This window comes from Rhodoflexus caldus (assembly GCF_021206925.1).
Lineage (GTDB): Bacteria > Bacteroidota > Bacteroidia > Cytophagales > Thermoflexibacteraceae > Rhodoflexus > Rhodoflexus caldus.
Genome location: NZ_JAJPRF010000007.1, coordinates 1 through 25,618, shown reverse-complemented (window position 1 = coordinate 25,618; position 25,618 = coordinate 1). Strand labels below are relative to the sequence as shown.

At 46.5% G+C, this 25,618-nt stretch carries 22 protein-coding genes; 14 read left to right on the top strand and 8 right to left on the bottom strand.

The annotated features are described in order from the left end of the window. Nucleotides 1-44 precede the first annotated feature (44 nt). The gene (locus NDK19_RS09605) at nt 45-1,739 is read right to left on the bottom strand and encodes a serine protease (protein WP_250631662.1); all 1,695 of its coding nucleotides are present in this window, start codon (nt 1,737-1,739) and stop codon (nt 45-47) included. 172 nt (nt 1,740-1,911) lie between these two features. Here NDK19_RS09605 and NDK19_RS09600 point away from each other — a divergent pair, with 172 nt between their 5' ends. The 12 genes from NDK19_RS09600 (at nt 1,912) to NDK19_RS09545 (ending at nt 15,145) form a co-directional block, all read left to right on the top strand. Further along, nucleotides 1,912-3,459 (top strand): M48 family metalloprotease, encoded by a 1,548-nt coding sequence (locus NDK19_RS09600; protein WP_250631661.1) that lies wholly within the window; start codon nt 1,912-1,914, stop codon nt 3,457-3,459. A gap of 48 nt (nt 3,460-3,507) precedes the next feature. Then, on the top strand, nt 3,508-4,134 hold the full coding sequence (locus tag NDK19_RS09595; protein ID WP_250631660.1) for an RNA polymerase sigma factor: 627 nt from the start codon (nt 3,508-3,510) through the stop codon (nt 4,132-4,134). Nucleotide 4,135: 1 nt separating this feature from the next. After that, the gene (locus NDK19_RS09590; protein ID WP_250631659.1) at nt 4,136-4,804 is read left to right on the top strand and encodes an anti-sigma factor family protein; all 669 of its coding nucleotides are present in this window, start codon (nt 4,136-4,138) and stop codon (nt 4,802-4,804) included. Between the two features lie 74 nt (nt 4,805-4,878). Continuing rightward, the gene (locus NDK19_RS09585) at nt 4,879-5,313 is read left to right on the top strand and encodes a hypothetical protein (RefSeq protein ID WP_250631658.1); all 435 of its coding nucleotides are present in this window, start codon (nt 4,879-4,881) and stop codon (nt 5,311-5,313) included. 32 nt (nt 5,314-5,345) lie between these two features. After that, entirely contained in the window at nt 5,346-5,798 is a 453-nt protein-coding gene (locus NDK19_RS09580) for a hypothetical protein (RefSeq protein WP_250631657.1), read from the top strand. A 773-nt stretch (nt 5,799-6,571) separates the two neighbouring features. After that, nucleotides 6,572-7,213, top strand: coding sequence for an MBL fold metallo-hydrolase (locus NDK19_RS09575; protein ID WP_250631656.1), 642 nt, complete (start codon nt 6,572-6,574; stop codon nt 7,211-7,213). A gap of 88 nt (nt 7,214-7,301) precedes the next feature. After that, nucleotides 7,302-12,221: a PAS domain S-box protein gene (locus NDK19_RS09570; protein WP_250631655.1), complete on the top strand. Its 4,920-nt coding sequence runs from the start codon at nt 7,302-7,304 to the stop codon at nt 12,219-12,221. A 26-nt stretch (nt 12,222-12,247) separates the two neighbouring features. Beyond that, entirely contained in the window at nt 12,248-12,622 is a 375-nt protein-coding gene (locus NDK19_RS09565; RefSeq protein WP_250631654.1) for a response regulator, read from the top strand. A 4-nt stretch (nt 12,623-12,626) separates the two neighbouring features. Then, nucleotides 12,627-12,899 carry a hypothetical protein gene (locus NDK19_RS09560; protein ID WP_250631653.1) on the top strand — a complete coding sequence of 91 codons (273 nt, stop codon included), beginning with the start codon at nt 12,627-12,629 and terminating at the stop codon, nt 12,897-12,899. Nucleotides 12,900-12,939: 40 nt separating this feature from the next. Further along, a complete protein-coding gene (locus tag NDK19_RS09555; protein ID WP_250631652.1) occupies nt 12,940-13,626 on the top strand; it encodes a DUF3108 domain-containing protein in 687 nt (228 codons plus the stop codon). After that, nucleotides 13,623-14,396: an MOSC domain-containing protein gene (locus tag NDK19_RS09550; RefSeq protein WP_250631651.1), complete on the top strand. Its 774-nt coding sequence runs from the start codon at nt 13,623-13,625 to the stop codon at nt 14,394-14,396. The genes NDK19_RS09555 and NDK19_RS09550 overlap by 4 nt, the downstream gene beginning before the upstream one ends. 77 nt (nt 14,397-14,473) lie before the next feature. Further along, nucleotides 14,474-15,145, top strand: a complete 672-nt coding sequence (locus NDK19_RS09545) for a hypothetical protein (protein WP_250631650.1) — start codon at nt 14,474-14,476, stop codon at nt 15,143-15,145. A gap of 1 nt (nt 15,146) precedes the next feature. Here NDK19_RS09545 and NDK19_RS09540 read toward each other — a convergent pair whose 3' ends face one another. The 6 genes from NDK19_RS09540 to NDK19_RS09515 all read right to left on the bottom strand — a co-directional run bounded on the left by NDK19_RS09540 (nt 15,147) and on the right by NDK19_RS09515 (nt 22,990). Beyond that, entirely contained in the window at nt 15,147-16,085 is a 939-nt protein-coding gene (locus NDK19_RS09540) for a tyrosine recombinase (RefSeq protein ID WP_250631649.1), read from the bottom strand. Next, nucleotides 16,082-17,221, bottom strand: coding sequence for a Gfo/Idh/MocA family protein (locus NDK19_RS09535; RefSeq protein ID WP_250631758.1), 1,140 nt, complete (start codon nt 17,219-17,221; stop codon nt 16,082-16,084). The genes NDK19_RS09540 and NDK19_RS09535 overlap by 4 nt, the downstream gene beginning before the upstream one ends. Nucleotides 17,222-17,296: 75 nt before the next feature. After that, on the bottom strand, nt 17,297-19,453 hold the full coding sequence (locus NDK19_RS09530) for a S9 family peptidase (protein WP_394801680.1): 2,157 nt from the start codon (nt 19,451-19,453) through the stop codon (nt 17,297-17,299). Then, nucleotides 19,450-19,890 carry a DNA polymerase III subunit psi gene (locus NDK19_RS09525; protein WP_250631648.1) on the bottom strand — a complete coding sequence of 147 codons (441 nt, stop codon included), beginning with the start codon at nt 19,888-19,890 and terminating at the stop codon, nt 19,450-19,452. The genes NDK19_RS09530 and NDK19_RS09525 overlap by 4 nt, the downstream gene beginning before the upstream one ends. Nucleotides 19,891-19,892: 2 nt before the next feature. Continuing rightward, entirely contained in the window at nt 19,893-21,707 is a 1,815-nt protein-coding gene (locus NDK19_RS09520) for a PAS domain-containing protein (protein ID WP_250631647.1), read from the bottom strand. A 59-nt stretch (nt 21,708-21,766) separates the two neighbouring features. Continuing rightward, entirely contained in the window at nt 21,767-22,990 is a 1,224-nt protein-coding gene (locus NDK19_RS09515) for a molybdopterin molybdotransferase MoeA (protein ID WP_250631646.1), read from the bottom strand. 76 nt (nt 22,991-23,066) lie between these two features. Between NDK19_RS09515 and NDK19_RS09510 the strand changes: the two genes are divergently transcribed. After that, nucleotides 23,067-24,158 carry an AI-2E family transporter gene (locus NDK19_RS09510; RefSeq protein WP_250631645.1) on the top strand — a complete coding sequence of 364 codons (1,092 nt, stop codon included), beginning with the start codon at nt 23,067-23,069 and terminating at the stop codon, nt 24,156-24,158. A 10-nt stretch (nt 24,159-24,168) separates the two neighbouring features. Here the strand turns inward: NDK19_RS09510 and NDK19_RS09505 are convergent, their stop codons facing one another. Then, a complete protein-coding gene (locus NDK19_RS09505; RefSeq protein WP_250631644.1) occupies nt 24,169-24,570 on the bottom strand; it encodes a hypothetical protein in 402 nt (133 codons plus the stop codon). 393 nt (nt 24,571-24,963) lie between these two features. Between NDK19_RS09505 and NDK19_RS09500 the strand changes: the two genes are divergently transcribed. Further along, nucleotides 24,964-25,413: a Uma2 family endonuclease gene (locus tag NDK19_RS09500; RefSeq protein ID WP_250631643.1), complete on the top strand. Its 450-nt coding sequence runs from the start codon at nt 24,964-24,966 to the stop codon at nt 25,411-25,413. The last annotated feature ends 205 nt before the right edge of the window (nt 25,414-25,618 follow it).

Below are 25,618 nucleotides of genomic sequence, written 5' to 3'. Positions count from 1 at the left end.
GATTGAGGTGGCGAAGGGTTTTCGCCACCTCAATCGCTCTCAATTTATTTAAACCCCATTTTCCGTGCATATTGGTCAATGTATTCCTGCCACCCTGCCCCTATCTGTGCGTTGTTGTTGGCTTCTGACCATTCGCGCAACTGCTTTTGCAATTCCTGATATTGGGTTTTGGCGAGTGCTGCCTTGCCTGCTTCATAGGCACATGCCATTTTGTAGGCAGTAAACATCCAGGGGGAGTATTGCGATGCAACATAGAATACTTTGGAGGCCGTTTCCCAATCTTTATAAGCGGCATCATAATCATTTAAATATTCGTACAGACTTGCTCTTTCGGCATACCACTCCTGCAAGCGTGCGCCCTGCGTAAGTTCAATTACCCGATTGATGGCTGTAAGCGCCTTGTCATAACTTTCCTGCCAGCGATACAAGCGATACAGATTGAGCCATGTCAGATTAGTAGGTTTAGCAGTCTGCGTATATTTTTCCAGCATACTGACCACATCATCTATTGATTCACCGTTGAACAACATGGCATAAGCCTGACCGTTAAGTGCCATTTCTTGCTGCGCGGGATACGTCTCAAAGGTCTGTTTGAACTTTTGCATGTAATAATTACTCTTTCCAACTTTGATTTTTTGCAGATAGTATCTGAGCGCGTGTTCTTTTTCGGCCACAGAGCGCATGGTAATCGGGTGATTTGCCTGCAACTCTATTTGCGAAAGATTCCACTCCTGCAATGAACCCTCTATGAGGTCAATCTGCTGCACATCGGGCGGCAGCGGCGGGAAAGTCAAACGGAAGTATTGCGTCATACAGGGCTCTACCTCCGTCCCTTTACCATTACTGCCCAATGTTGATTCCTTCAGGTAAAACATACGCCCCGTGTTCCGGTCTTTGATATAGAAGCCAAACTGCTGACGGTCCCGCTCATTCCAAAGGAAAAACTGCTTAGCATAATATATCCATGTATGGGTATAAGCCGCATATACGTAAGTAGTCTCTGGGGTTAGCTCTATGGCATAATAAATCAGGTTTGGTTCTGTTTCAGGGATACGCAACAATGGCACAATTTTATCTTCATTCATGGCAATCACTGTGCGGTCTGTCTTTTCCCAGCTGTCGGGCGGAGCTATGTATTCCGCGATGAAATCTTTTTCATCTTCTATGTAGCTTACCATGCCTATTACCTCTCCTCGGGCATTCAGAAGTGGTACGCCCCATCCTTCGCGCTCACGGGGCAAGGCAGATATGTGCATGGACTCATGGTCTGTGTAGCGATTCATAAAGCGGTTATGAATAATACCTTCGTAATAAATCGCAGCTTTTTCCTCAGATGAGTGAATAAAAGTGGCATAACGATAGCCGTTGCGGGGATCTGCTGCCATATTGAGGAAAGGAAACTTTCTACCCTTTGTATTTTTGAGCGTAAACTTTGCCGCATTATACGAGCGACTAATCGCAGTGATGCGATCTATCTCATACTCACTGCCGTCTTCGGTGATGACACTACCCCACAGTGCGTTCTCCAGATTATAAAGATCTGTCATACAGGTGCCGCTTTCATCAATAAAAAAGCCGGTAAAAATTCGGATTTTACCTGTTTTTGAATACATCCTGATTTTGACAATGGCTTTCGCCGATTCCTGAATGATTTTGTCAGGCATTACCTGCGTAGCGGCTGTATTTGCATATAAGCAAATGATTATCAGCCATATCATGTTGCGAACTATTTGTTTCATAAGGTTTGCTTTTGCGGTTTAATACCCGACCTTCTGCAAACGTTCCTATCACAAGGGATAAATTTTTTGTACCATAAAATGACCAAAGGCGCTTTTTTTGCGTTAATCCAGTGTTTTAATACCTCCTGATATGATTCGTTGTTGCTTCTGCATACTACTGCTAATATTTGCTGTGGTACCTTTGCGGGCACAGCGACTGCTGCCTGACACCAGCCCGAAGGTGAAATCAGCCCGACAAGTTTTAAATCGGCTGATTGAGGTCTTCGGGCAGCCCCCCGGCGATGGCGTTGCTCCCTTATTGCGTATTCATGCAGCTGACCCCGACAGCAAGCTGATTCTGGAGCTCAACTACCGCCATGGACAAGCGGTGATAGATATGCAGGAGTCGCTTTATGACTTGTGCCTGAATAAATTCAGTAATCATGTGCAAGATGCGCTCGCCATGCTCTTAGGGCACGAATTGGTACACTTGTATGCCAATCATCAGTGGATTGCGCAATTTGGTAAGCCACAACGCTTTGCCAAAGAACCCAATAGCAGCAGTCCTAATGCCGCAGCAGAAAAACAGGCAGATTATCTGGGCGCTTTTTATGCTTACCTTGCAGGCTATCAGCCCTATAACATTTGCGAAGGTCTGATGAGTGAAATTTACATACACTATCGGTTGCCGGACCGTTTAGAAGGCTATCCGCCCAAACAGGAGCGCATAGCTACTGCTCGGGAAAGTCAGACAGAAGCACAGGAACTCATTGCAGCGTTTCGCACAGGGTTACTGCTGATGGCAACAGGGAGCTATCCGCAAGCTGAACAGGCTTTTTTGTACGTCATTAAACGGAATGAAGCAGTCGGTCTGAAAGGCCCCAAAGAAGCCTATAACAACGCAGCTGTAGCGCTTCTGTGGCAAGTCATCGAACAAACTAACAATCAGGAAATGCCTTACTATTTGCCTGTAGAAAGCGATGTGCGACTGCGTAAACCAAGAGAACGCGGCGAAACAGCTACAGGCGCACGGCAACTACTGCTAAATCGTTGCATAACCTATTTGGATAAAGCATTGGCTATAGATAAAAACTACCAGCCTGCTTTATTAAACTGGATGGCTGTGAGGCTGTTATCAGGTAATCCCGAAGCAGTTATCGGCAGGACAAAAGAAATGGAAGGCATGTTTTTACAGAATCAGCAGGCATGGCAGACGATGGGAGCAATTGCCTATGCAACAGTTGGACGCAATGATGAAGCTGCGGCTCTGTTTGAGCAAGTTACTAAAACAGGCATCTGGTACGGCAAAGCCAATCAGGAAGTTTTTCAAAGCCGCTCTTCTGTTGTTTATCGCATGACAGCACCCCTTCGGCAGTGGTTGAATCAGGATGAATCATTCAAAAAGAATTGTCAGCCGCCTGTCATTCCCAAAGAGCCGCTGATTGCAACTCAACAGCTACTGGCACGTAACATCAGCGATTCGCCACTGTTTGTCCGCATGGAATACCGCGCGAAAACCGAAGCGGAAAATTCACCGCTTGTGATACAGACTGCCGAAAAGAAAATATATATCTGGTATAAACAAACCAATGCACCAACTACCGGTAACAGCCTGATAAAAACCCATGGCAATCCCCGTGCATTGGGCAGCAAGTGCTGGTATTTTCCCGCGTGTGGCCTGCTGGCAGAACTGGACGACTCCGGGAAAGTGCTCAGACAGTGGTATGTTGCGGAAGAATAATTTTTTTCAATAAACAGGTAACGTTTACAATCATCACGGTATATACACATGAAAATACTTTCGTTGGGCAACCCCTTTGCCGATGAACATGCACTGGTGCGTGCCATACAACGGCATGACCCCAAGGCTGAGGCTTATTTATATAAAAAGTACAAGAACAAAGTGGTACGCTACCTCATGCAAAAAGGCACTACGGAAATACAGGCAGAAGACTTGTATCAGGAAACGATGATTGTTGCAATGGAAAAAATCAGCGATGCCAACTTTCAGTTGGAGGCAAAGATGAGCACCTACCTGATGGGCATTGCAACCAAGAAATGGTACAAGCTGGTGCGCAAAGAAAATCCGACCGTGCCTATTGTTGCCGATGGCGGCAATGATGAAGATGGCGATGCGCCGACAGGTATTTTGGAAAAGTTTCTGGGCGCAGCAGAGAATGACTCCGAATGGCAGGAAGAGCAACTGCAAGTGCTCAGGCTGGGGCTTTCTAAAATCGGGGAGCAGTGCCGGCAATTGTTAGATGCATGGTATGAACGCAAATGGGGGACTTCCGACGAACTGGCAGTCCAATTTGGTAAAAGCAGCGGCGAAGCATTGAAAAAAGCTGTTCATAAATGTCGCGAAAAACTGCGCGAAATAGTGATTCCGGCGTGGAACAAAAAACTACAATACTGACATGGAACTGAATGACAACGACACCTTGCTGGTAGAGCGCTATCTGGCAAACGAGTTAAGCGAAAGCGAACGCAAAAATTTTCAGGCAAGGCTCCAAACCGATGCCGAACTGGCGGCTTATGTGGCTGCTCATCGGGCAGTAGATGCCGCACTCACCCGCGAACATCGCAAAAAACGATTCGCGGCTTATGACAAAGAAATAAAACGGCAAAATGTACTTACCGTAACCATTCGCTATGCAGCGGCGGCGGCTGTTGTACTGGCGGCAGGTATTGCTGCCTATTGGCAATGGAATAAGCAGGAACAACCGCAACTGGCACAAACGAAAAAACCTGCACAGGAACTTTTACAGATTCCGCAGCAAACCATTCAATCACGGGAAAATACGGGTATGGGCTTTGCAGGTGTGGACTCCGCACAACAGCTCATTCCTTTGTGGCTGACCGCAGCACCTGCCGATGCCCCTGCCGCTACCTATCTTTTCAGAGATACGCTGCAAGTTTTTGTGCCTATAGCCGATGATACGCAACTGAAAGACAGTGCTTTTCAGCAGTCGCTGGGGCTTTTTCTGACCTACGATCGCACCCAAAACGATACTTACTTCCTGACTTTCCGCGGGAAAAAATACGCACTGAAGCGGTACACCCCAAAACCTGAAGCCTTAGAATAATTTTTATTCAGTTCATAAGGAGACGTTTGCAAAACGCAGGGTATTAATCTTCAAACATCTAAACATCAGAAGATATGACAACCTCAGCCCTTGCAAACGTTTCTCAAATGAACGCACTCTTTAAAGTTATTTTGCCTGATGGTACCCGCCTCAGTGTTTCTGCCGATGGCAAAAAACTGCTTACCGAAGGCTATACAAGCAACGCAGGCAATACCTACTTCGCTGCCATTTCCCTCACCAACGATTTTGTTATCAAAGAAGACATTGGACAAGGCTGGAAATACACCTTTCTGAACGGGCTGAAAATTTACACGCGCAATAATCAACTGATTGCCGAGCGCAGCTTTCATTACCGTGTCTATTCGGAAGAAGCTATTGCGCATGAAGCTGCAGAGATGCTCACCGAGGCTATCATGGATGCCGCTAAGAGGCAAAAAATTCAGGTAAATCGTGCGCAGATAGAAAACGAAGTGCGTACCCGCCTGGATGCAACCCAAAGACTGAAATAATCATCTTCCCCAACCTTAAACCCGAAAAAAACATGCTGATTGTTCAAAATAATAACCAACCTGCTGTCACTATCATTGACCCACGTGGTCTGCGCGTTACTGCGGCCGCGCATCTGATGTCCGGTTTCACTGTTTATACCGGCGAGCGCGAAATAGGAAATATTCGTGTAGAAGAAGGCATTGCCCAAGGTATCGGTGTAACCTACCTGAGCAGCTTGCGCATTGTGAATGTCGCAGATAATCAAATTCTTTGGGAAGACAGTTTCCGCGATGTGATATACAACTGCGAGCGTGTGCGCCGGATGGTCGGCGCTAAACTCAAAGAAGTTTTTATCGCTACCCTGAAACGGCAAAATATGCAAATTCCTGTGGAACAGATAGATGAGCGGGTAAATGAATCGCTCAACAAAGCCTACTATGAGCAAACCGATAAAACGGTCTTAAAAATATTGACGGAATGGGGTATTGAGATAAAGCCTGCATAACAGCAGTGAGCAGTTGTCTGCTAAATTAATGAGGAGAGTGTAGAGACTGTAAAAAACATTTCAGGGCAGTTTTCATCGCAAATATAACCGACCGCCCAAGCCGCCGCCAAACACAATGCCTTTTTGCGGGAAGTTGGCTTGATTGAGGTTTGATGACAGCTAACAACTGCCTTGCAGGGTATTTTGCGCCGAGATGTCGGTTTGACGGTGGTGCTGTTCTTTTAATCAATTGCGCAGTTTAACGCGAATTATTTGCTATTCAATTGAAAATCAGTGTGCTTTGTGTAAAAAAATCAAAACGACACCGCTTGCACGAAAATGTGATTCTGCGAATTGTATTTTTCCGATGCGGGTAAATTTGTAGGGGCAGGTAATGACCTGTAATACAGGTGCAACACAAAACCGAATTAAATTTTTCCAAGATTTTTCCGCAAAATTCGCGTGCAATTTAGAACGTTGTTTTCGTGTAAAGCGCTGTTAGCGTCTGCGACGGCTCACAGGCTCTTTCCGAATTCCTAACAGCAGGAGTTAGACCCTGTGAGCGGATTTTGACAAGTTCGGTTTAAACTATTCAATTACTTGTCAGCCTTACCAACCTTCGGTGTTTGGTAAGGCTGATTTTATGCAGATACTTTTGTAATCCTGATGAAAAACACATCGGATATTTGGCATTTACGCAAAGGGGGCTGACTTTTGCAATGTCGCTTCCATCTGATGAAGTGCGCGCAGAAAGGCCGTTTTTTTGACAAAGTTCCTTATTGATTGCTTATCTCATGCTTAAAATACACCGATTTACTTTCAACGAATTTCAGGAAAACACTTACCTGCTTTCCGACCCGCAAGGCAAAACGGTAGTGATAGACCCCGGCTGCTATCACAGGCGCGAAAAGGCCGTTTTGCAGCAATATATTGCCGAAAATGGGCTGGAAATTGTGTTGCTTGTCAATACACATTGCCATATAGACCATGTGCTGGGTAATTATTTTATCCAACAAACCTATAAAGTCCCGTTTTTAATTCCCGAAAAAGAGCAGAGTGTATTGGCATCCGTGCCGCAATATGCGGGCTTATATGGCTTCGGCGGCTATGAACCCGCCACGCCTTCGGGTTTTCTGACCGAAAAAGACCAACTTGTTTTCGGCACGGCGCAAATGGAAATCCGCTTTGTGCCGGGGCACTCGCCCGGGCATCTGGTTTTTTATAGCCCGTCCGATGGTTTTTGCATTGGTGGCGATGTACTTTTCTACAACAGCATCGGCAGAACTGATTTGCCGGGCGGCAACCACGAGCAGTTGCTTGCCGGCATCCGTTCGCAGTTGTACACCCTGCCGCCCGAAACAGTGGTTTACCCGGGACACGGCCCCGAAACTACCATCGGCTATGAGCAGCGCACCAACCCCTTTTGCAAAATTTAGCGGGCAAAATCGCTTTTCTCTCAAAAAAGTCATATTCTTTGCTGTGAATTTGCTATATTCGGTATGCGTCCAATAGCCAATAAACAGCATGATATTTTCCGATACCGGCAAAAGCAGACAGTTATTACAGCAGGAAGCGGAACATCTGCGCCAACAACTCAGGGCGTTAGAAGAAAAGTTGAATTATCCGCCCGATGAAGTATCCGCAGATACGGCATCTTGGGTCTGTTTGCACGATATTTCGGGCAGTATCATCCGCATAAACGATGAAATGGCTGATTTTTTTGATGCTTTTGGCAAAGACGGCAAACCCGAAAATATCCGCCATTTTATTGCACACGACGAGCGCCACCTGTTCCACAGTTATATCGAGCAACTCATCGAGCATCAGTACGCAGCAGGTAAGCAGCGACTGATTGACAAAAACGGCAACCTGCACTATGTCAGGTTTGAGGCGCGGTTAGAGCAGGTAACAACCGTTTCGGAAAGCGGGAGCTATGTGCGCTGGTTGGGGTGGGACATGAGCCAAGAGCAGCCCGAAGCCTCTCAGCAGGAATTTTACCGCCAGTTGTTCGAAGACAGTCCGCAGCCGATGGTATTGCTCAATGCAGGCAGTATGGTTGTGGAAATCAATGATGCGGCTTTGAAATTCCTTCAAAGAAATGCCGACGAAACAGTACATGGCGTGCCTTTCTACGATTTGCTCAAATCGGGAACGGTTCACAAAAAACAACTGCGCGAGCAAATTATAGAGGCATGGAAGAATCTTCAGTCCACGTATCGGTGGACGGAGAAAAGCCCCTACGGTGATTTGAGGCAAAGCGAGATTGCATTTAAGAAAATTCGCTACGGCAGGCAGGAAATGCTCATAGGTTTCCTTAGCGACATTACCCACCAGCAAATAAAGGAGGAGTCGGTTATTGCCAACTACAACGAGCTGAAAGTTGTCAAAGAAACCATTCGGGCAGTTTCCGGTATGCACCGCACCGATGACATTCTGATAACGGCCATTGCCAAACTGTACGAGCTGGATTACCTCAAAGGAGCAGGTTTTTATCAGGTCAGCAACGATTTGTATTTTGCACTGCTCAAATTTCATTTCAATATCACCCAAGCGTTGCTGCCCGAACTTAAAGAAATTCAAACGGCACAATACCCCACATTATTCCAAGAGCGCCAGTCGCTGGAACTGCCCGCCGGCACCATCAGCTCCGCGCAGGAAAACCATTTACTGTTTATCCCTATCATCATTGAAAATAAAACGAGCCACGCCCTATTGTTTGAGTTGGACAGCAATATGCGCAACTCAACCTTGTTGCTGAACTTGTTGGGGGCAGAAATCAGCAGCTTTATTACGCAGGCACGGATGGCCAACAAATTGGTACAAAGCGAAAACCGATTCCGCATTATTGCCGATAATTCTCCTTCGCTGTTGCGCACCACCGATGCCGCCGGAAATTTTGTGTTTTTCAGCCAGCGCTGGTACAAGTTTGTCGGGCTAAGCCCGCGTGAACACATTCAATGGCTGCAATACGTACATCCGGAAGACAGAACCTATCTGATTGCCGTATTCAACGAAAACTTGGTCAAGCGGCAGAATTTTGAGGTGGGGTATCGTTTGCGCAAGCAAAACGGCGAGTACCGATGGATGCTGGAAAACGGAATGCCTTATTTTGACAACCGCAATGAGTTCAAGGGATTTATATTTTCGGCTTCGGATGTTACCGAACGCAAAGCAAAAGAACTGGAACTGACGCGAGCAGAGGCACTGCGCTACTCGCGCGAAGGCTTGGAAAGTGCCATTGAAAAGGCCAACATTCTGGCACTGACCGTAGAAACCGACGGGCGCATTTCTTATTGTAACCGCTTTTTGCTGGAAAGCACCGGCTGGGACGAGGAAGCACTCATAGGAACGCCCTTGCAGCAAATTTTACTGTTTGACCAGTCGGAAAAACTGGCAGGGGAGAACACATTGTTCCACGAGCAACTGCTCAACACTTTTCGCGGAAGGTTGCGCTGTGCCAATGGCGAGCAACTCCAACTCCGATTTAACACCATAGTATGGAACAATCTCGACGGGCAACCTGCCTCTATCACCATTGTTGGAGAGGATGTTTCCGAAACCCTGCGCGTACAACAGGCACTGACACAAAGCAATTTGCTGTTACAGGATTTGTTTGACAATGCCAGCGACCTGATTCAAATTACGGATGCTGCCGGCAACTTTGTTTTTGTCAATAAAGCATGGTACAACACACTCGAGTATACGCCTGAAAGTATCCGCATCATGCGTTTGCAGGACGTTGTGCACCCCGACGATGCGGCCATGCTGAACCATACCTTAGATAAAGCCGCCATAGAAGGGGCGGTAGGCAATTTTGAGACTTGCTTTGTGAGCCGCAGCGGGCGCAAAATCAATTTGCGGGGCAGCATCAGCTATAGTTTTGAAGATGGCAAACCTGCCATCTATCGTGCCGTACTGCACGATGTAACCGAACAAATTCGCTCGGAAAAGGCGCAAACACTCTATTACAACCTCTCCAAACTGACCGTTAACAGCACCAATTTGGAAATGCTGTACCACAATTTCTACATGGAACTCAAAAAGACCATAGAAGTGGACAGTTTCCTGATTGCCTTGCGCAGCGAAAAAGACCAGAGCGTTTATTTTCCCTACTACGTCAATTCGGACTATGCCCCCGACGAAGGTATTCAGGGGCGGGCTTTTGCCGAATATGCGCTCAGTTTTGACCGCCCGATGTTCTTTTATGACGACATGTTGCAGCGCATCATCCAAAGCAACGACATACACGCCGAGGAAGTTCTGCCGCAAACGTGGATGGGCGTACCGCTCAAAATAGACCAGCGGGTAATCGGTATGATTATTTTGCAGTCCTACAAAGACCGCAAGATGTATAACAAGCGCGACCTTGACTTGTTGAATTTTATTTCCGGACAGTTGGCCACAGCCATTCAGCGCACACAGAATCAGGAGAAAATCAATGAGCAAAACGCACGCCTGCAAGCTATTTTTGAAAGCGGCCAGCACCTGATGTGGTCAGTTAATAAAGACCTGAACATTACCCGATTCAACGGTAACTATGCCAACTCTTTGCGCTTGCTGTATAACATCAACCTTGTGGCGGGGATGTCGCTGCCCGATATTTACCGACAAAACGACCGCGAACAGGTTTATTTTTGGTTAGACAAATACAAATTAGCCCTTTCGGGGTATCCGCAGCAGTTTGAGCGGAAAATGACAGGTATCAACGGCGAGGAATATTGGTATGAGGTGTTCCTCAACCCCATTATTACGACCAACAGTTTTGAGGTAGATGAGGTGGCAGGCGTGGCGCATAACATCACCGTTAAAAAGAAAGCAGCCGATGAGTTGCGCCTTGCCAAAGATTTGGCCGAACACTCGCTGGAAGTCAAAAAACGCTTCCTTTCCAACATGAGCCACGAAATCCGCACACCGATGAACGGTATCATCGGTATGATTGACCTGCTTTCGGAGGCCGAAAATTTGGAGCCCGAGTACCGTCAGTACATCACTACGATTAAAAAATCATCGGAAACGCTGCTTTACATCCTCAACGATATCCTCGACCTGTCAAAAATTGAAGCAGGTAAAATGGAGTTGCGCAAAGTCCCCGTATCGTTGATGCACATGATGGACAAACTGATTGCGCTTTTCCAGCAGCGGGCTTTGCAAAAAGATATTGATTTCAGCTATCGCATAGCACCCGATGTTCCTGTCCATATCGTTGCCGATGAAACGCGCCTATTGCAGATTCTTTCTAACCTGACCTCCAATGCGCTCAAATTTACCGAAAAAGGCAGCATTGAAATTGTGCTGGAAGTGGCCGAACAACCCGACCCCAACGACATTTTGTTAGATGAACATGAACAAGGTTATTTGCTCAGAGCCAAGGTAATAGACACAGGCATCGGCATTGCCCGCGAGCAACAAGAACTACTTTTCCAGAAATTCAGCCAATTGGACAATAGCTATACCAAATCTTATGGCGGCACGGGGCTTGGCCTTTCCATTTCGCAAGAACTTTGCCGCCTGATGTACGGCGATATTGGCGTAGAGTCGGAGCCGGGTGTGGGCAGTACATTCTGGTTCACTTTCCGCGCCAAAGCCTGTCGGGCGGAAGACGTAGTTACTGAAGAAACCGAGCAGCAGCGCGAAACACAAATCAGCGGGCAGATTCTGTCCAACCCGCACGTGCTGGTAGTTGATGACAACAGCGTAAACCTGAACGTAGCCCGCAGCATCCTGAAACGTGCCGGATGTAACGTAAGCATAGCCCGCAGCGGTAAGGAAGCCATTGAGATGGTGCAGCAGCAGGATTTTGACCTGATTTTTATGGACGTACAAATGCCCGTAATGAACGGCATAGAAACCACCCAACACATCAAACAACTTGGCCTGCCGCATCTGCCGCCTATCGTTGCCATGACGGCATTTTCCATGCAGGAAGAACGCGAAAGTTTTTTACAGGCAGGCATGGACGATTTTATTGCCAAACCCATTAAGGCGCAGGCACTGATTGCAAAAGTAAAAGAGTTGGTTGCCGGCAGCAGTGAAAGAAAAATGCAGCTTGCTTCGGAGGATACTCCTTTGATAGAGCGTGCAGCTACGGAAACCGCCTTAGACATCATTAATCCGGAGGTGGTGGCACAAATGACCAAATACGGCGGCAGAGAAATGATAGAAGAATCCTACGTAGAATTTGAGCAAGAAAGCCGACAACTGCTCGAGGCGTTGGCCATTCATATTTCGGAAAAACAGTTTGATGCTGCCAAAGGAATTTTGCACACACTCAAAGGCAACGCCGGTACGCTGGGCATAGAAAAACTGTACGCTGCCGCAGCAGCATTTGAAGCAGCGCTCAAACAAAATCAAACGCAAAACGCCGAGGACGAGTTTGCAGGTTTAGTACGCCTTTTTGCCGAATTTCAACAACATTATCGGTCTATTTTGCAGATAAATTCGTAAAATCGCACTGCTAAACCCCTACATACATGCCCAAACAAGTTTTAATTGCTGAAGACAGTTCTGTTATTCAAAATATTACGCGCCGCGTTTTGCAGTTTCAGAATTTTGATATCACAGTGGTAAAAAATGGTCAGCAGGTGCTGGACTATCTGGAAAATAACGACTGCGATATTATCCTGATGGATATCAGTATGCCTGTGATGGACGGTATGGAATGTGCCGGACGCATTCGCCAACTGCCCGACCCCAAAAAAGCAGCTATTCCGATTGTGGCCATTACGGGCAATGCAAAAAACTATACCATGGATGATTTCCGCAATGCCGGTATCAATGACTACATTCAAAAGCCTATCAATTTTGACATACTGGTAGAAACCGTTCGCCGCCTGACCAACGCTTAACCCTATGATTCGCTATACCAAGCCTTTTCTCGATTCGCTGGAAAATATTATTGCCGAAACAGACTATATCCTGCGCTATGAAAAAGGTAATTTCAAATCAGGATACTGTGTATTGAAAGATACACGCGTCATCCTGATTAATAAATTTTTCCCGTTGGAAGGAAAGATTAACAGCTTAGTTGATATCATCAGGCAGTTAGACATAGCGCCCGATGGTTTATCGGAAAAATCGCAGAAACGGCTCAAAGAAATTTTGCAGGCCGCTCCGGCAAGTTAATGCCGCTTCCCACTAAACTATCTACCAATTATATACTCTTATGAAACGCTTATCATTATTTCTCCTTGCGGCTTCCACGTGCTTGGCCGCTTTTGCACAAGACAACTGCGACGGTTATTTTCAGTTTAAGGAGGGCAGCAAAGTAGAGCTGACCACCTACGACAAAAAAGACAAACCCACCAGCATTGTCAGAAACACAATAATTAAAAAAACGCCTGCCAATGGCGGATTTTTGTTAGTATTCAAAAGTGAAACTTTTGATGCCAAGGGCAAACCTCTTACCTCCGGTGAGTTCAACGGCCGATGCGAAAACGGCAGTTTCTACTCCGATATTCGCAACTTTTCTTCTGATGCCATGCCCAAAGGGCCTGAGTTTGAAATGACTTTTGTCGGCGACCAGTTGGCTTATCCTAACCAACCGACCGCAGGGCAGGCACTCAGCGATGCCGGTGTTAAAATAACTTCCGGCATTAAAGGCGGCATGACCATTATGAACATGACCATTGCGTACACAAACCGCAAGGTAGAAGGTATGGAAACGGTAGAAACACCCGCCGGCAAATTTGACTGCGTAAAGGTTAGCTACGATTTGGCCGTAAAAGTAATGGGTACACGCCAGATGAAAGGCGTAGAATATTTGGCCAAAGGCGTGGGCGTAGTAAAGTCGGAGTTGTACGACGATAAAGGCAGAAAAGAAAGTTCTACCTTGCTTACCAAAATGGAATGACTCCCTTCATAGAGAACATTGTTGTTTATCCTGTCAAGTCAATGGACGGCTTGTCGGTAGCGCAGGCTGCCATTACCCAAGGTGGCAGCCTTGCGTGGGACAGGCAATTTGCTTTTTTTAATGCAGAAGGCAGAACCGTAAATGCCAAAAAGTACCCTGCCATTCAGCGCATCAGGGCAGACTATAACCTCAATTACCGCTTGGTTACTCTTTCGGCAGATAACCAAAGCAAAACCTTTGATTTGTTTTATGACCAAGAAGCTATCGCCCGTTGGGTGGGTGATTTTCTGGGTATATCTGTTACCATGCGGCAAAACAACCTGACAGGCTTCCCCGACGATGACGAGCGTACCGGGCCTACGGTTATCAGTACGGCAACCTTGCAGGCAGTGGCTGATTGGTTCGGTATGAGTTTGGAAGAAACCCGCCGCCGATTCAGAGCTAACATTGAGCTTGGCGGCTGTCCGCCCTTTTGGGAAGACAGCCTCATCGGCGAAATAGGTTCATCGGTCGCCTTTCGGTTAGGAGCGGTAACGGTACACGGACTGAAAGCCTGTGCGCGCTGCCCCGTTCCTTCGCGAAACCCCGATACAGGGATAGCCGACAGGCAATTTCAATTAATTTTTGAGCAGCATCGGCGCGGGCAAATGCCGCCTTTTGCACCTCAAAGCCAGTTTCCGCATTACTACTATTTGAGCATTAATACAATTATCCCTGAAAATCAGGTAGATAAAGTGCTGAAAATCGGCGATGAAGTGCAGTTGGCATAGCACCGAATTTTTTTGGAATGAGCGGGAACGCATGGCGTTTGTCGGGTATTAAGCAATAAAAACCGAACAACGAACTTATGCCTATCTCACAGTTTTCAGCCATACAACCTTTGTTTGTGCAATGCCACCCTGCACATGCACGGGAGTCATACACAAAAGCGATACTCTTTATCCAACACAAGTCGCTGATTATTCATAATCTGATTCGCAACAACAGCCGTGCCTCCTTTCTGACCGCATTGGCACTGCCCGGCATCATGCGTGCCATTAGTTTTAGTGGTCTGCTGACAATGAAATTTATGGAGTGGAAGTACATACACTTCGGGCACTTACCTGTGGACTATACCGTAGGGGAGTTGCAGATGCGTCTGTCTATGGCAGAGGAAATTGAGCAATACCTCAAAAATAACCCTGCGCTGCAAAGCAAAGCGGGGCTACTGTTATACCCGCAGATTTCCGAAAAAAACATTCGCCGTATGCGCCTGAAACGCATGTACAGCCTCGAGTGGCAATTGCGCTACCTTCGTGCTTTTGATGTGATTATGAGGCACTTATTCAGGAAAGCAGGGTTTGACGACACGCTGCAAAGACTCCGTTTCTATGCCCACATCTACTATCGCGGAAGTTTGCTGAAACAAGGCAAGGCCAATGACAGTGCGTTGGACTTAACAAGTGCATCAACAAAAAACTGGGAGGCCGACTGTGCGGTGCAATTTTATCTCTACGAAACCGGGTATGGACTTAGATAATCTACCATTGCGCCGCCGGATGGCACTGATTGACCACTTGCTTTAAATGTTCGCGGCTTACGTGCGTGTAGATGCCTGTTGTGATGATGGACTCGTGCCCCAGCATATCGCGCACGGAAAGCAGGTCTGCGCCGCGTTCAATCAGATGCGTGGCAAAAGAATGGCGGAAAGTATGCGGGCTTACGGTTTTGCTAATGCCTGCGCTTTTAACAGCCTTGCGGACAATGTAGAAAATCATAACACGGGACAGCGCTTTGCCGTTTCGGTTGAGAAAAATGATATTCTCATGCCCTTGCGCTATGGGTTGTTGGGGGCGGACATGGTTCAGGTAGAGTTCTAACGCCTGCGTGGCATGTTTCCCGATAGGAATAAGGCGCTCTTTGCGGCCTTTCCCTCTGACACGTATAAAACCCAAGTCGGGAAGGAAGTCGGTGATGCGGAGTGCAATCAGTTCGCTGACCCGCACCCCGCAACTGTACAAAACTTCCAGAATAGCGCGATTTCTGTGCCCTTCGTTTTGCGATAAATCAACGGCATTGATAACGGCTTCTATCTCTTGTACGCTCAGCGTATCGGGCAAAAAGTATTGAGTAACAGGTGCTTGCAGGCTCTCGGCAGGATTGCTCGGCAGGTTTTCCACCTCTTCCATGTATTTAAAAAAGGTACGGATGCCTGAAACAATACGAGCTTGCGTACTGTGGGACAGTTGTAATTCTGTCAAAAATTTCATGAATCGTTGTAAGTGGCAGAGTTCAATCTGTCGGCTTTCCAAATAAGGATAGTCCATACAGATAAACTCCGCCAGTTTTTTTATGTCGCGCTTGTAGGCATCTACCGAATTTTCGGTAAAGCCTCGTTCCAAACGCAGGTAGTTTTCAAATCGCCTGATAGCCGCCTGCCAGTGTTTTTCGTTAGCTTTGACAAGTGTGGTTTCGCTCATTTTGCAAACGGATACCATTTTTCATTGCTTGCCGATGCGGCTACAACTGCCTCAATGAATGCCATACCTCTTACGCCGTCTTCTATCGTAGGGAAGTCGGTGTAGAGTGGGTCAGGAGTTTCTCCTTTCAAGCGGCTTCGCAGCGTGCGGGCAAAGTTTCGGTAAATGTTGGCAAATGCTTCCAAGTAGCCTTCCGGATGGCCTGCGGGGATGCGCGTATGGGCTTGTGCTGCCGCCGACAGTTGCCCTACTCCTGTGCGAATCAGTTGTTTGGGTTGGTCTATCAGGGTCAGTTCTAAGGTGTTAGGTTCCATCTGATGCCACCAGATGCCGCCTGTTTCGCCATACACGCGGATGTTGAGGTTGTTTTCTTCGCCTACGCAAATCTGACTTGCTTGCAGAATGCCTTTTGCGCCGTTGTTGAATCGCAGCAATATGTTGCCGTCGTCATCCAACTTCCGTCCGGGAACAAAGGCGGTGATATCGGCGCAAAGTTCGGTGATTTGCAGGCCGGTGATGTATTCGGCGAGGTTTTCGGCGTGAGTACCGATATCGCCGATGCAGCCCGCTGCACCCGATTTGGTTGGGTCGGTGCGCCACGATGCCTGCTTGCTGCCGGTGGCTTCCACAAGAGTTGCCAGCCAGCCTTGCGGATACTCTACCACTACTTTGCGTACTTTCCCGATGCGCCCGCTGCGAACAATCTCGCGCGCTTCTTTCACCATCGGATAGCCGGTGTAGTTGTGCGTAAGGGCAAACAGTCGCCCGCTTTTTTGCACGATTTCCGCCAACTCTTTGGCCTCAGTCAGGTTAAAGGTTACGGGTTTGTCGCAAACGACATCAAAACCGTTTTCTAATGCCATTTTGGCAGGGGGGAAGTGCATGTGATTAGGCGTTACGATGGCCACAAAATCCATACGTTCGCCTATCGGCAGCGTTTTTTCTTTGAGAATCATTTCCTCATAGCTACCGTAGACACGTTCCGGCGGCAGGTAGAGCTGTGCGCCGGAGAGTCGCGATTTTTCGGGGTCGCTGCTGAAAGCGCCGCAAACAAGCTCTATTTCACCGTCAAGGGCGGCTGCCATGCGATGCACCGCACCAATGAAAGCACCAATGCCTCCGCCAACCATCCCCATGCGCATTTTGCGATTGTAGTTTGTCATAGTTGTTTTCGTTTTCAGATTGTTAAAATATCGGTTGTTCACCTGTATTTACTCTTTGATGCCTTCTAGATAAAGGTAGAATGCATATTCCAGCGCTACCTCTTTCAAAGGCGCAAATCTGCCCGAAGCGCCGATATGCCCTGCTTCCATGTTGGTTTTGAGCAGCAGCAAGTTGTTGTCGGTCTTCGTGGCGCGGAGTTTGGCTACCCACTTGGCCGGTTCCCAGTATTGCACTTGCGAATCGTGCAAGCCTGTTGTTACCAACAAATTCGGGTAGGCTTTTTTCTCTACGTTATCGTAGGGTGAATAGCTGAGCATGTAGTCGTAGTAAGTTTTGTCGTTCGGGTTGCCCCACTCGTCATACTCGCCTGTGGTAAGTGGGATGGAGTCATCCAGCATGGTGGTTACTACATCCACAAAAGGCACATCGGCTACGATACCTTTGAACAGTTCGGGAGCCATGTTGGCAACTGCACCCATCAGCAAACCGCCCGCACTGCCGCCGTTGGCATACAAATGCTCGGGCGAAGTGTATTTTTCGGCTATCAGATATTTGCCGCAATCAATGAAATCGTAGAAGGTATTTTTCTTTTTGAGCAGTTTGCCGTTTTCATACCATTGTCTGCCCATTTCTTGCCCGCCGCGAATGTGTGCGATGGCAAAGGCAAAGCCGCGGTCGAGCAGGCTCAGGCGACTTGAACTGAAATAAGCGTCCGTTGAGTAGCCGTAAGAGCCGTAAGCATAGAGCAGCAGAGGCGCTTTGCCGTCTTTCTTAAAACCTTTTTTGTACACAATTGAAATGGGAACTTTTACACCGTCGCGGGCTGTGGCGTAGAGCCTTTCCGACTGATAGTCCTCACTTTTGAAGCCGCCCAAAACCTCCTGTTGTTTGAGCAGTTTCTTGGTTTTGGTTGCCATGTCGTAGTCATAGGTGGAGTTGGGCGTGGTGAGTGAGGTATAGCCGTAGCGCAGTACGGTAGTGTTAAATTCGGGGTTGCTGCCCAAGCCGGCGGTATAGGTTGGTTCGCCAAAGTCCACGTAATACTCGGCAGCGGGGTTTGCCCAAGGGCGTATCCGCAAGTGAATCAAGCCTTCTTTGCGCTCTTCTATGACCAAATGGTCTTTAAAAACGTCAAAACTTTCTACAAATACATCGGTGCGGTGCGGAATGAGTTCTTTCCATGCTTGTTTGTTGCCAACGGCTTTTTCGTCTGCTTCCATGACGCGGAAATTTTCTGCCTGCCAGTTGGTACGAATGTAAAATTTATTGCCCGCATGGTCTATGCTGTACTCGTGTCCGCGCTCGCGCGGCAGAAATACCGTGAATTTGCCGTTAGGCTGTGCAGCATCCAGAAAACGGGCTTCGGTAGTCAGTATGCTGCCGGAGTAGATAAACAGGTATTTGTCTGATTTTGACCGATATACGCCCACACTGAATGTCTCGTCTTTTTCTTCGTAAATCAGTTGGTCTTCTTGGGGATTGGTGCCGATTACGTGCTTCCAGATTTGGTAGGAGCGCAGGGTTTGCAAATCTTGGCGGGAGTAGAACACGGTTTTATTGTCGGCAGCCCATGCAATGTTGCCCGTAGTGTTGGCAATTACGTCTTTGAGTGTTTCTCCGGTTTGCAAGTCCTTGAAATACAGGGTGTAAATGCGGCGACTGACGGTATCTACGCCGTAGGCAAGCAGGCGATTGTCATCGCTTACTTTCAGCCCTCCGACCTGATAGTAGGCATGTCCTTTGGCCATTTCATTGACGTTCAGCATTACCTCTTCGGGGGCTTCTAATGTCCCTTTTTTGCGGGTATAAATCGGGTATTCACCGCCTTGCTCGTAGCGGGTGATGTAGTGATAACCTCGCAGTAAGTAAGGTACAGACTCGTCTTGTTCTTTGATTCGGCTTTTCATTTCATTGAAAAGTTTTTCCTGTAAGGCAGCGGTAGGAGCCATTACGGCATCCAAATATTCATTTTCGGCTTTTAGGTAATTAATGACAGCGGTATCTTCCCTGTTATTGAGCCAATAGTAGTTGTCAATACGAGTGTGGCCGTGTGCAGTCAGTTCTTTGGGGATAATTTTGGCAACAGGTGCCGGTGGCAGCGTTTGGTTTTCCATCTCTGAGGGTTGCTTAGATTGGCAGCCCGCAAATGCAACGGCGGCAAGGACGGGCAATAGATTTTTGGTTACTTTTGTGAATTTTTTCATTGCAGGAAGGTTTGTTTGAGAAGTTCCCATAATTGTTTTTTGCCTGCGGTGTCGGTGGCAAGCGTAGCTAAGTCGTTGGCAATGATTACGTGCGCTTTTTCATAAGCAGGTGCGGCGCGGTATATGCCAAAAACAGCTAATTCTTTGGGCAATCGGTCGGGTTTTACAAAAAACAGGATATGCTTTCTGTTGCTGTTTTCTTCTGCGCGATAGTCCGCAACAGGCATTTTATCAACCTGCGCCGGATTGATTTTAGCGGCTTGCAGGATTTTTTGCAGCAACTCTTCTTCTGCGGGGGCAAGTGGCAGGTTGGTTACTACAACCAAAACAGATGACTGTATGCGCTCATCAGCCCGCGGCATCTCATGTTTGTCCGGTATCAGGTAAAGAGGTTGAGAGAATAAGAGTTCATAAAAAATATCGTTCTGCTCATTCATTGTTAGGCAGCGTTGAGTTTAAGTTTTTTGGCTAATTCATAGTCAATAATAAAGCCTATCAGGTGGCTGAGTTCTTCCTTGTCGTCAAATACGGGAAATCCTTTTTCCCAGACTTTTCTGGTTTTTCCGTCGGCAATGAGCATATCATACTCCAAAATGTAGCTCTTGCGGTCGTTAATGGCCTTTTCAACTTCTGTATCTACATAGTTTTTGTAGTCGGGATGAATGAGTTTGCCCAAGGGAATTTCATTGCTGAGCACTTGTTCGGGCTGATAGCCGGTAAGCTGCTGTATATTGCCTTCAATAATGCTTGCGCGGTAGTCTTTGGTTGCATCACAAACGTAATAGAAACCTTCCATTGTATTAATCAGCGCCCGATTGATTGTACTTTTCAGTATCAATTCTGTTTCTTTGGCTTTAAATTCCTTCTGTTGCTGGCGCATTTTTTCGTATGATTTCTTCAAAATGATTTCATTGGCCTCTATTTTGGTTTTTTGCGCCATCAGTTGCCTATTGACTTCTTCTATTTCCCTGCGTTTTTTGTCGGCATCTTCCTGATTTTGGCGCATTTTATCATATGCTTTTTTGAGTACTGTTTCGTTAGCTTCTAATTTCTTTTTCTGAATGTCTAATTGCGCAATCATTTCTTTTTGTTCTTCGGCTACTTTGCGGATTTGGCGCTCATTTTCTTCCAGTTCTTCTTTGGCTTTTTGCAACTGCTCACGCGAACGTTCCAGTTCTGCTTGCCTGCGCGCCATTTCTTCCTGAGTAGCCATCAGTTCTTCCATATTTTGGCGCATTTCTTCTTCCTGTGCGCGGAGTTGCTCGGTCATGGCTTGTGCCTCTTCCAGCAAACGGACATTTTTACGGTTAGCGATAACGGTGGCTACAGTAGCCGCAATGTTTTCGCTTACCCGCAGTACAAAGTCAATCACATACTTCTCTATGGGCTCCATGGAAGCTATTTCAATGACACCGTAGGCCGATTCGTTGGCTTTCAGTGGCACAATGAGCAGGTATCGGGGAGCGGATTCGCCCAAACCTGACGCTACGCGGGTGTACTCGGCAGGGAGGTTATCCAAATAGAAATGTTGTTTTTCTAACAAAGCCTGCCCTACGAGCCCTTCTCCGGGCAGCAGTTGTTGTTTGGCAAGGCGCTCTTCCGACAGGGCAAAAGCGGCAGACAGTTGCAGGATGCTGTTGCCTTCATAGTCTTCTGAGAGAATGTAGAGTGCGCCCTGAATGCCGTTGATATACCGAACCATGTTGGTAATGATATCGCGGGCTATTTCCTCCTCGCTTTTCTGGTTGGCTCGCAATATTTCGGCGAAAAGCGCTACGCCCTCGGCTGTCCATTTGCGCTGTCGTTCTTTTTGGTCAATAAGTACTAACTGTTCTTTCATGGCCAGCAGTGCCTGTGCCAAGGGGTCTTTGGCCAGTGCTGTTTTGTCTGTGGTCTGAAATTCAGCATCTAATTTTCCTTCACCTATTTGTCCGATAAATTCGCGTGCTCGACTGATGCTACTTGTGGTGGTGTTCAAGCCGTAACTAATCTGGTCAACATCCGGATTTCCGGTATAATCAAATTGAATATTGTAGTCGCCATTGGTTATTTTTTTGGCTGCATTAGCTATTTTTTTTATAGGCTCAACAAACCATACATGTGTAAAAATCAACAGTGTTAAAATATTGACAATGATTACTATCAGAAACAACTCATCCCAAGTGCTTTGCGGATTGTTGCCCAAAAAATAACCCGTTACGGAAAGGACAACAGCGGCAAGTGCAATCAGATACAGCTTAGAACTATTGGACATAATGGCGTTTTTTATGCGTTTTCATGCGCACTAAAATACGTTTTTTTTGTTTAACCACATCAGAAAGGCAACAAAGGATAGGTTTCGCCTTTTTTAAAATGCGATTGATGCGGCGGCAGCAAAAGAAATCCGTTTACCGACAACAAATTCACAAAGTCTCCTGAGCCGCCGCCTGCTACCGGTTCTGCCCAACAGATGCCCTCGCGGTCGGTGTACGTATGCACTTGTAAAAAATAAGTCAGTGCAGGGCTGAACGTTACATTATCAGTCAGGCGGGCATAGAGTAGGGGTTGTTCTTGTTGCAACAAATGTTTTCGCAGCCAAGCCGTTACGTAGCGTTGCAGGCACATAAAGGCCGATACAGGATTACCCGGGAGCGCAAAAACAGTGGCAGGGCTTGTTTTCATCCGGCCAAACAACAGAGGTTTCCCCGGTTTTTGTTTGACACCATGAAAAACAATTTCAACACCCAGATTTTCAAGCAAGTCGGGTATATAGTCCGCTTTGCCTGCCGAAACTCCGCCACTGATAATAATTAAGTCGTAGCTGCTGATAATATGAGCAAGATTGGTTGTAATTATTTGCGGATTGTCGGGCAGGTGGCTCGTATGTGCAGATATACCATGGGTGGCTAATGCTGCGGCCAGCATATGGGCATTAGACTGCCTAATCTGATGCGGCAACGGAGCGGATTCTATCGGGACAAGTTCGTCGCCCGTACCGATAACTATTGCCGTCGGCATACGTGATGTGTACAATTGTGCATAACCGCAAGCCGCTGCAACGGCTATGTGTGCAGGTTTCAACAAAGTGCCGGGGGCTATCAGTTGCTGATTGGCTGCAGCATCGCTTCCCTTCCGATGAACATTCTGATACCTTTGGACAGTGGCATCAGGCTTTAAAGAAGCTATTCGCCCGTCTGAAATATCAATGTCTTCGTAGCGAATAACAGTATCGGCATGTAAGGGCAAAGGAGCACCTGTCATAATTTCTATACAATCATCAGGATTTTGCAGGGGCGGCGGTGCAGTGCCTGCCATGGTTGTATGTGCTATCCGAAACTGTCTTTTGCCTCGTGCGAAGGCCTCGTACGAAATAACAATGCCGTCCATTGTTACTCTGTCAAACGGCGGGAAGTCCCTGTCGGCAACCACCGGCCGCCGCAGAATTTTTCCTGTCGCATCTTTGAGAGAGGTCAGTTCTTCCGCAGCAGGAGGGGCCGCATCTTGTACAGCCTGCCATGCTTCGTCTGCACTTATCAAGTTTTTTTTCTGTGCTCGCATATTCCAAAATAGGCAACACCGCTAATTTTGGATTATTTTTAACATATAGTAGCCGGAAGGCCGAATTTTTTTGGATATGCCACAAATGAAAATCAATTGGGGATTTATAGCCTTGCTGGCGGGCTTGCTGGCTGCCGCATGGATTTTTGCGGATATTGTCATGTACATCATCCTCGCTATGGTGCTTTCCGGCATCCTAAAAGTGCCAACCAATGCCATCAGTCAAATTCAGGTGAGGGGTGTGCGCATTCCGCGCAGTATTGCAATTTTGATTTCGTTCAGCATTTTGGTAGGGGTATTGGCATTGTTCGTACTGCTATTTATGCCGCTGATTAATGAGCAAGCTGCCGTTATTGCCAATATTCCTTATGATGAGTTTTCCGATAAGCTATCCCTGCCAATAGCCCATGTAGAAGATTTTTTGATTAACTCAAAGATAGTTAATCAGCCGCGTGGTTTCCTCATTATTCAATTTAAGGAAAAATTGGGTGAAATATTTACACAATTCAAATTAGGTAATGTGCTTAACGATTTGCTGCTGACGACAGGTAATATTTTCATCGGAATTTTAGCCGTACTCTTTATCACCTTTTTTCTCCTTTTTGAAAAAGGCAAAGTTAGAAAACAGCTAATCGCCCTGATTCCCAATCGCTATTTTGAAGTCAGTATCAGCGCCATTCATAAAATTGAAAGATTGTTGTCTAACTACCTGCTCGGGCTGCTGTTACAAATTATTTCTATTTTTACGATTGTTTCGTTCAGTTTAATTCTTCTGGGGGTAAACTATGCAGTTACAATTGGCATTTTTGCAGCAATTGCCAATGTAATTCCTTTTGCGGGGCCTCTGATAGGTACTATTTTCGGAGTAATTGTTGGTATTTCTACTGCACCGCCCGAATTATTGGAAGGTAATGGTTATCTTTTTTTACTGGGACAGTTGCTGTTGGCTTTTATCATCACTCAGGTAATCGATAATGTTATTTTGCAGCCGATTATTTTTTCAAAAAGTGTAAAGGCGCACCCGCTTGAAATTTTTATAAGTGTTTTTGCGGGTGCTACCATAGGAGGGGTATTGGGAATGTTGGCTGCTATTCCGGCCTATACAGTCATCAAGGTGTCTTTCTTGGAAATCAGAAAGGGATTCAGGGAGTATAAAGTTTTTAAATGAGTTGGCGTAGCTATTCGTTGCGCAACCATTCCAATGCCGCTTCAGGGCTGCTGAAATATCTTACTTTTATTTCGTTGTTGATGCTGTCTTCTATGAGTTGTTCAATTGATATTTGGGTAAAAATATCTTGACTGACAACAATGCCAAGTTTATTTACATTAACCGAGGTCATGGCCGGGAAAACCACCTCGTTATGCCACTCTTGCAATTCGGGAACGATTGCATATTCCATGTGAAGCGTATCAGCAAAAATAGCTTGGGGTTTGGCTGTTAATATGGCATTTTTGATACCGATGATACTCTCCCGAAATTCATCATCACTCATCCGAACGGAGCCTGTGTGCCATTGGATAGTAATGCCTTGAATATCATCGGATTGCGTAATAGTTAAAAAGTTGTTTTGGAATAACATACTTGGGTTCAAGGAAATAAACGTTAGAAGGGCAAATGTAGAAAACCGACGGTTGAAAAAATTATTGGCTTTCGCGGTTTTATTACACGTGTGATAAGTCTTGGGTAAATTTTTTATAGATGAAAAATAGGTTTGTTAGCCAAACTTTCGCAATTGCAGCCTGTCAAATTGCGACAAGATACAATCACCATTAGAACAACCAAAGCACTTTACAGGTATTTTGAAGAAACAGAAGAAGGATTGCGACATATGGGCAGAATCCTGCAAAAACTCCGCGCAGAATCAGGCATTTTAAACCTTAAAATTGAATATGTATTATGAAACCACAACCAACTTTATTTATGAAACCCGGCAGCAAATTGTCATATAACCAAGCAAAAGAGGAGGTGAAACATGGGCTATGACCTGAGCGGGCTGGGAATGGCAACCCCAAGCCTTGAACACAAACAAATCAGCCGCAACATTCTGATTAACTTCTACTTGCAATTCGGCTTTACAAAGTATGAAATCTACCAAGAGGCAGCCGCCAACGAGCGCGACCCCGACAGCCTTGTACCCGACCTGATGATATGCAAAAAAGGAAGCCGCAAACCCCTGATAGTAGTAGAATTAGAGCGCACCAAACGACTGAAACGCGCTAAATCCAAACTGGAAGCCTATTTTGAGGAGTACGGCGTTCAAGAAGTGTTCATTTGCGACTATCAGACAGGTATTTGGCTGAAATACACAACAGATTACGAGCAAATAACCGACGAAAGCGACATCATCAAAGGGCTGCAATTCGCAGGCATGACCGAACTACCCGACCAACCACCCGGCAAACGAAAAGGAGGTGCAAAATGACCTTACTTGATTTGCAAAATCTTGGTTTTGACACCAACGGCAATAGACTTTTTGGAAGTTAAAATACTGAAAATCAATTGATTAAAAATTTCAACTTGTAATTATGTAAGCCTGCGGTTAATTGGAAATTTTCTAATATCTGCTCTTTTTGCTTCACTCTGCTTCTAATCTGATTCACCAAAAAATGCTTACAACCTGCTAAAGC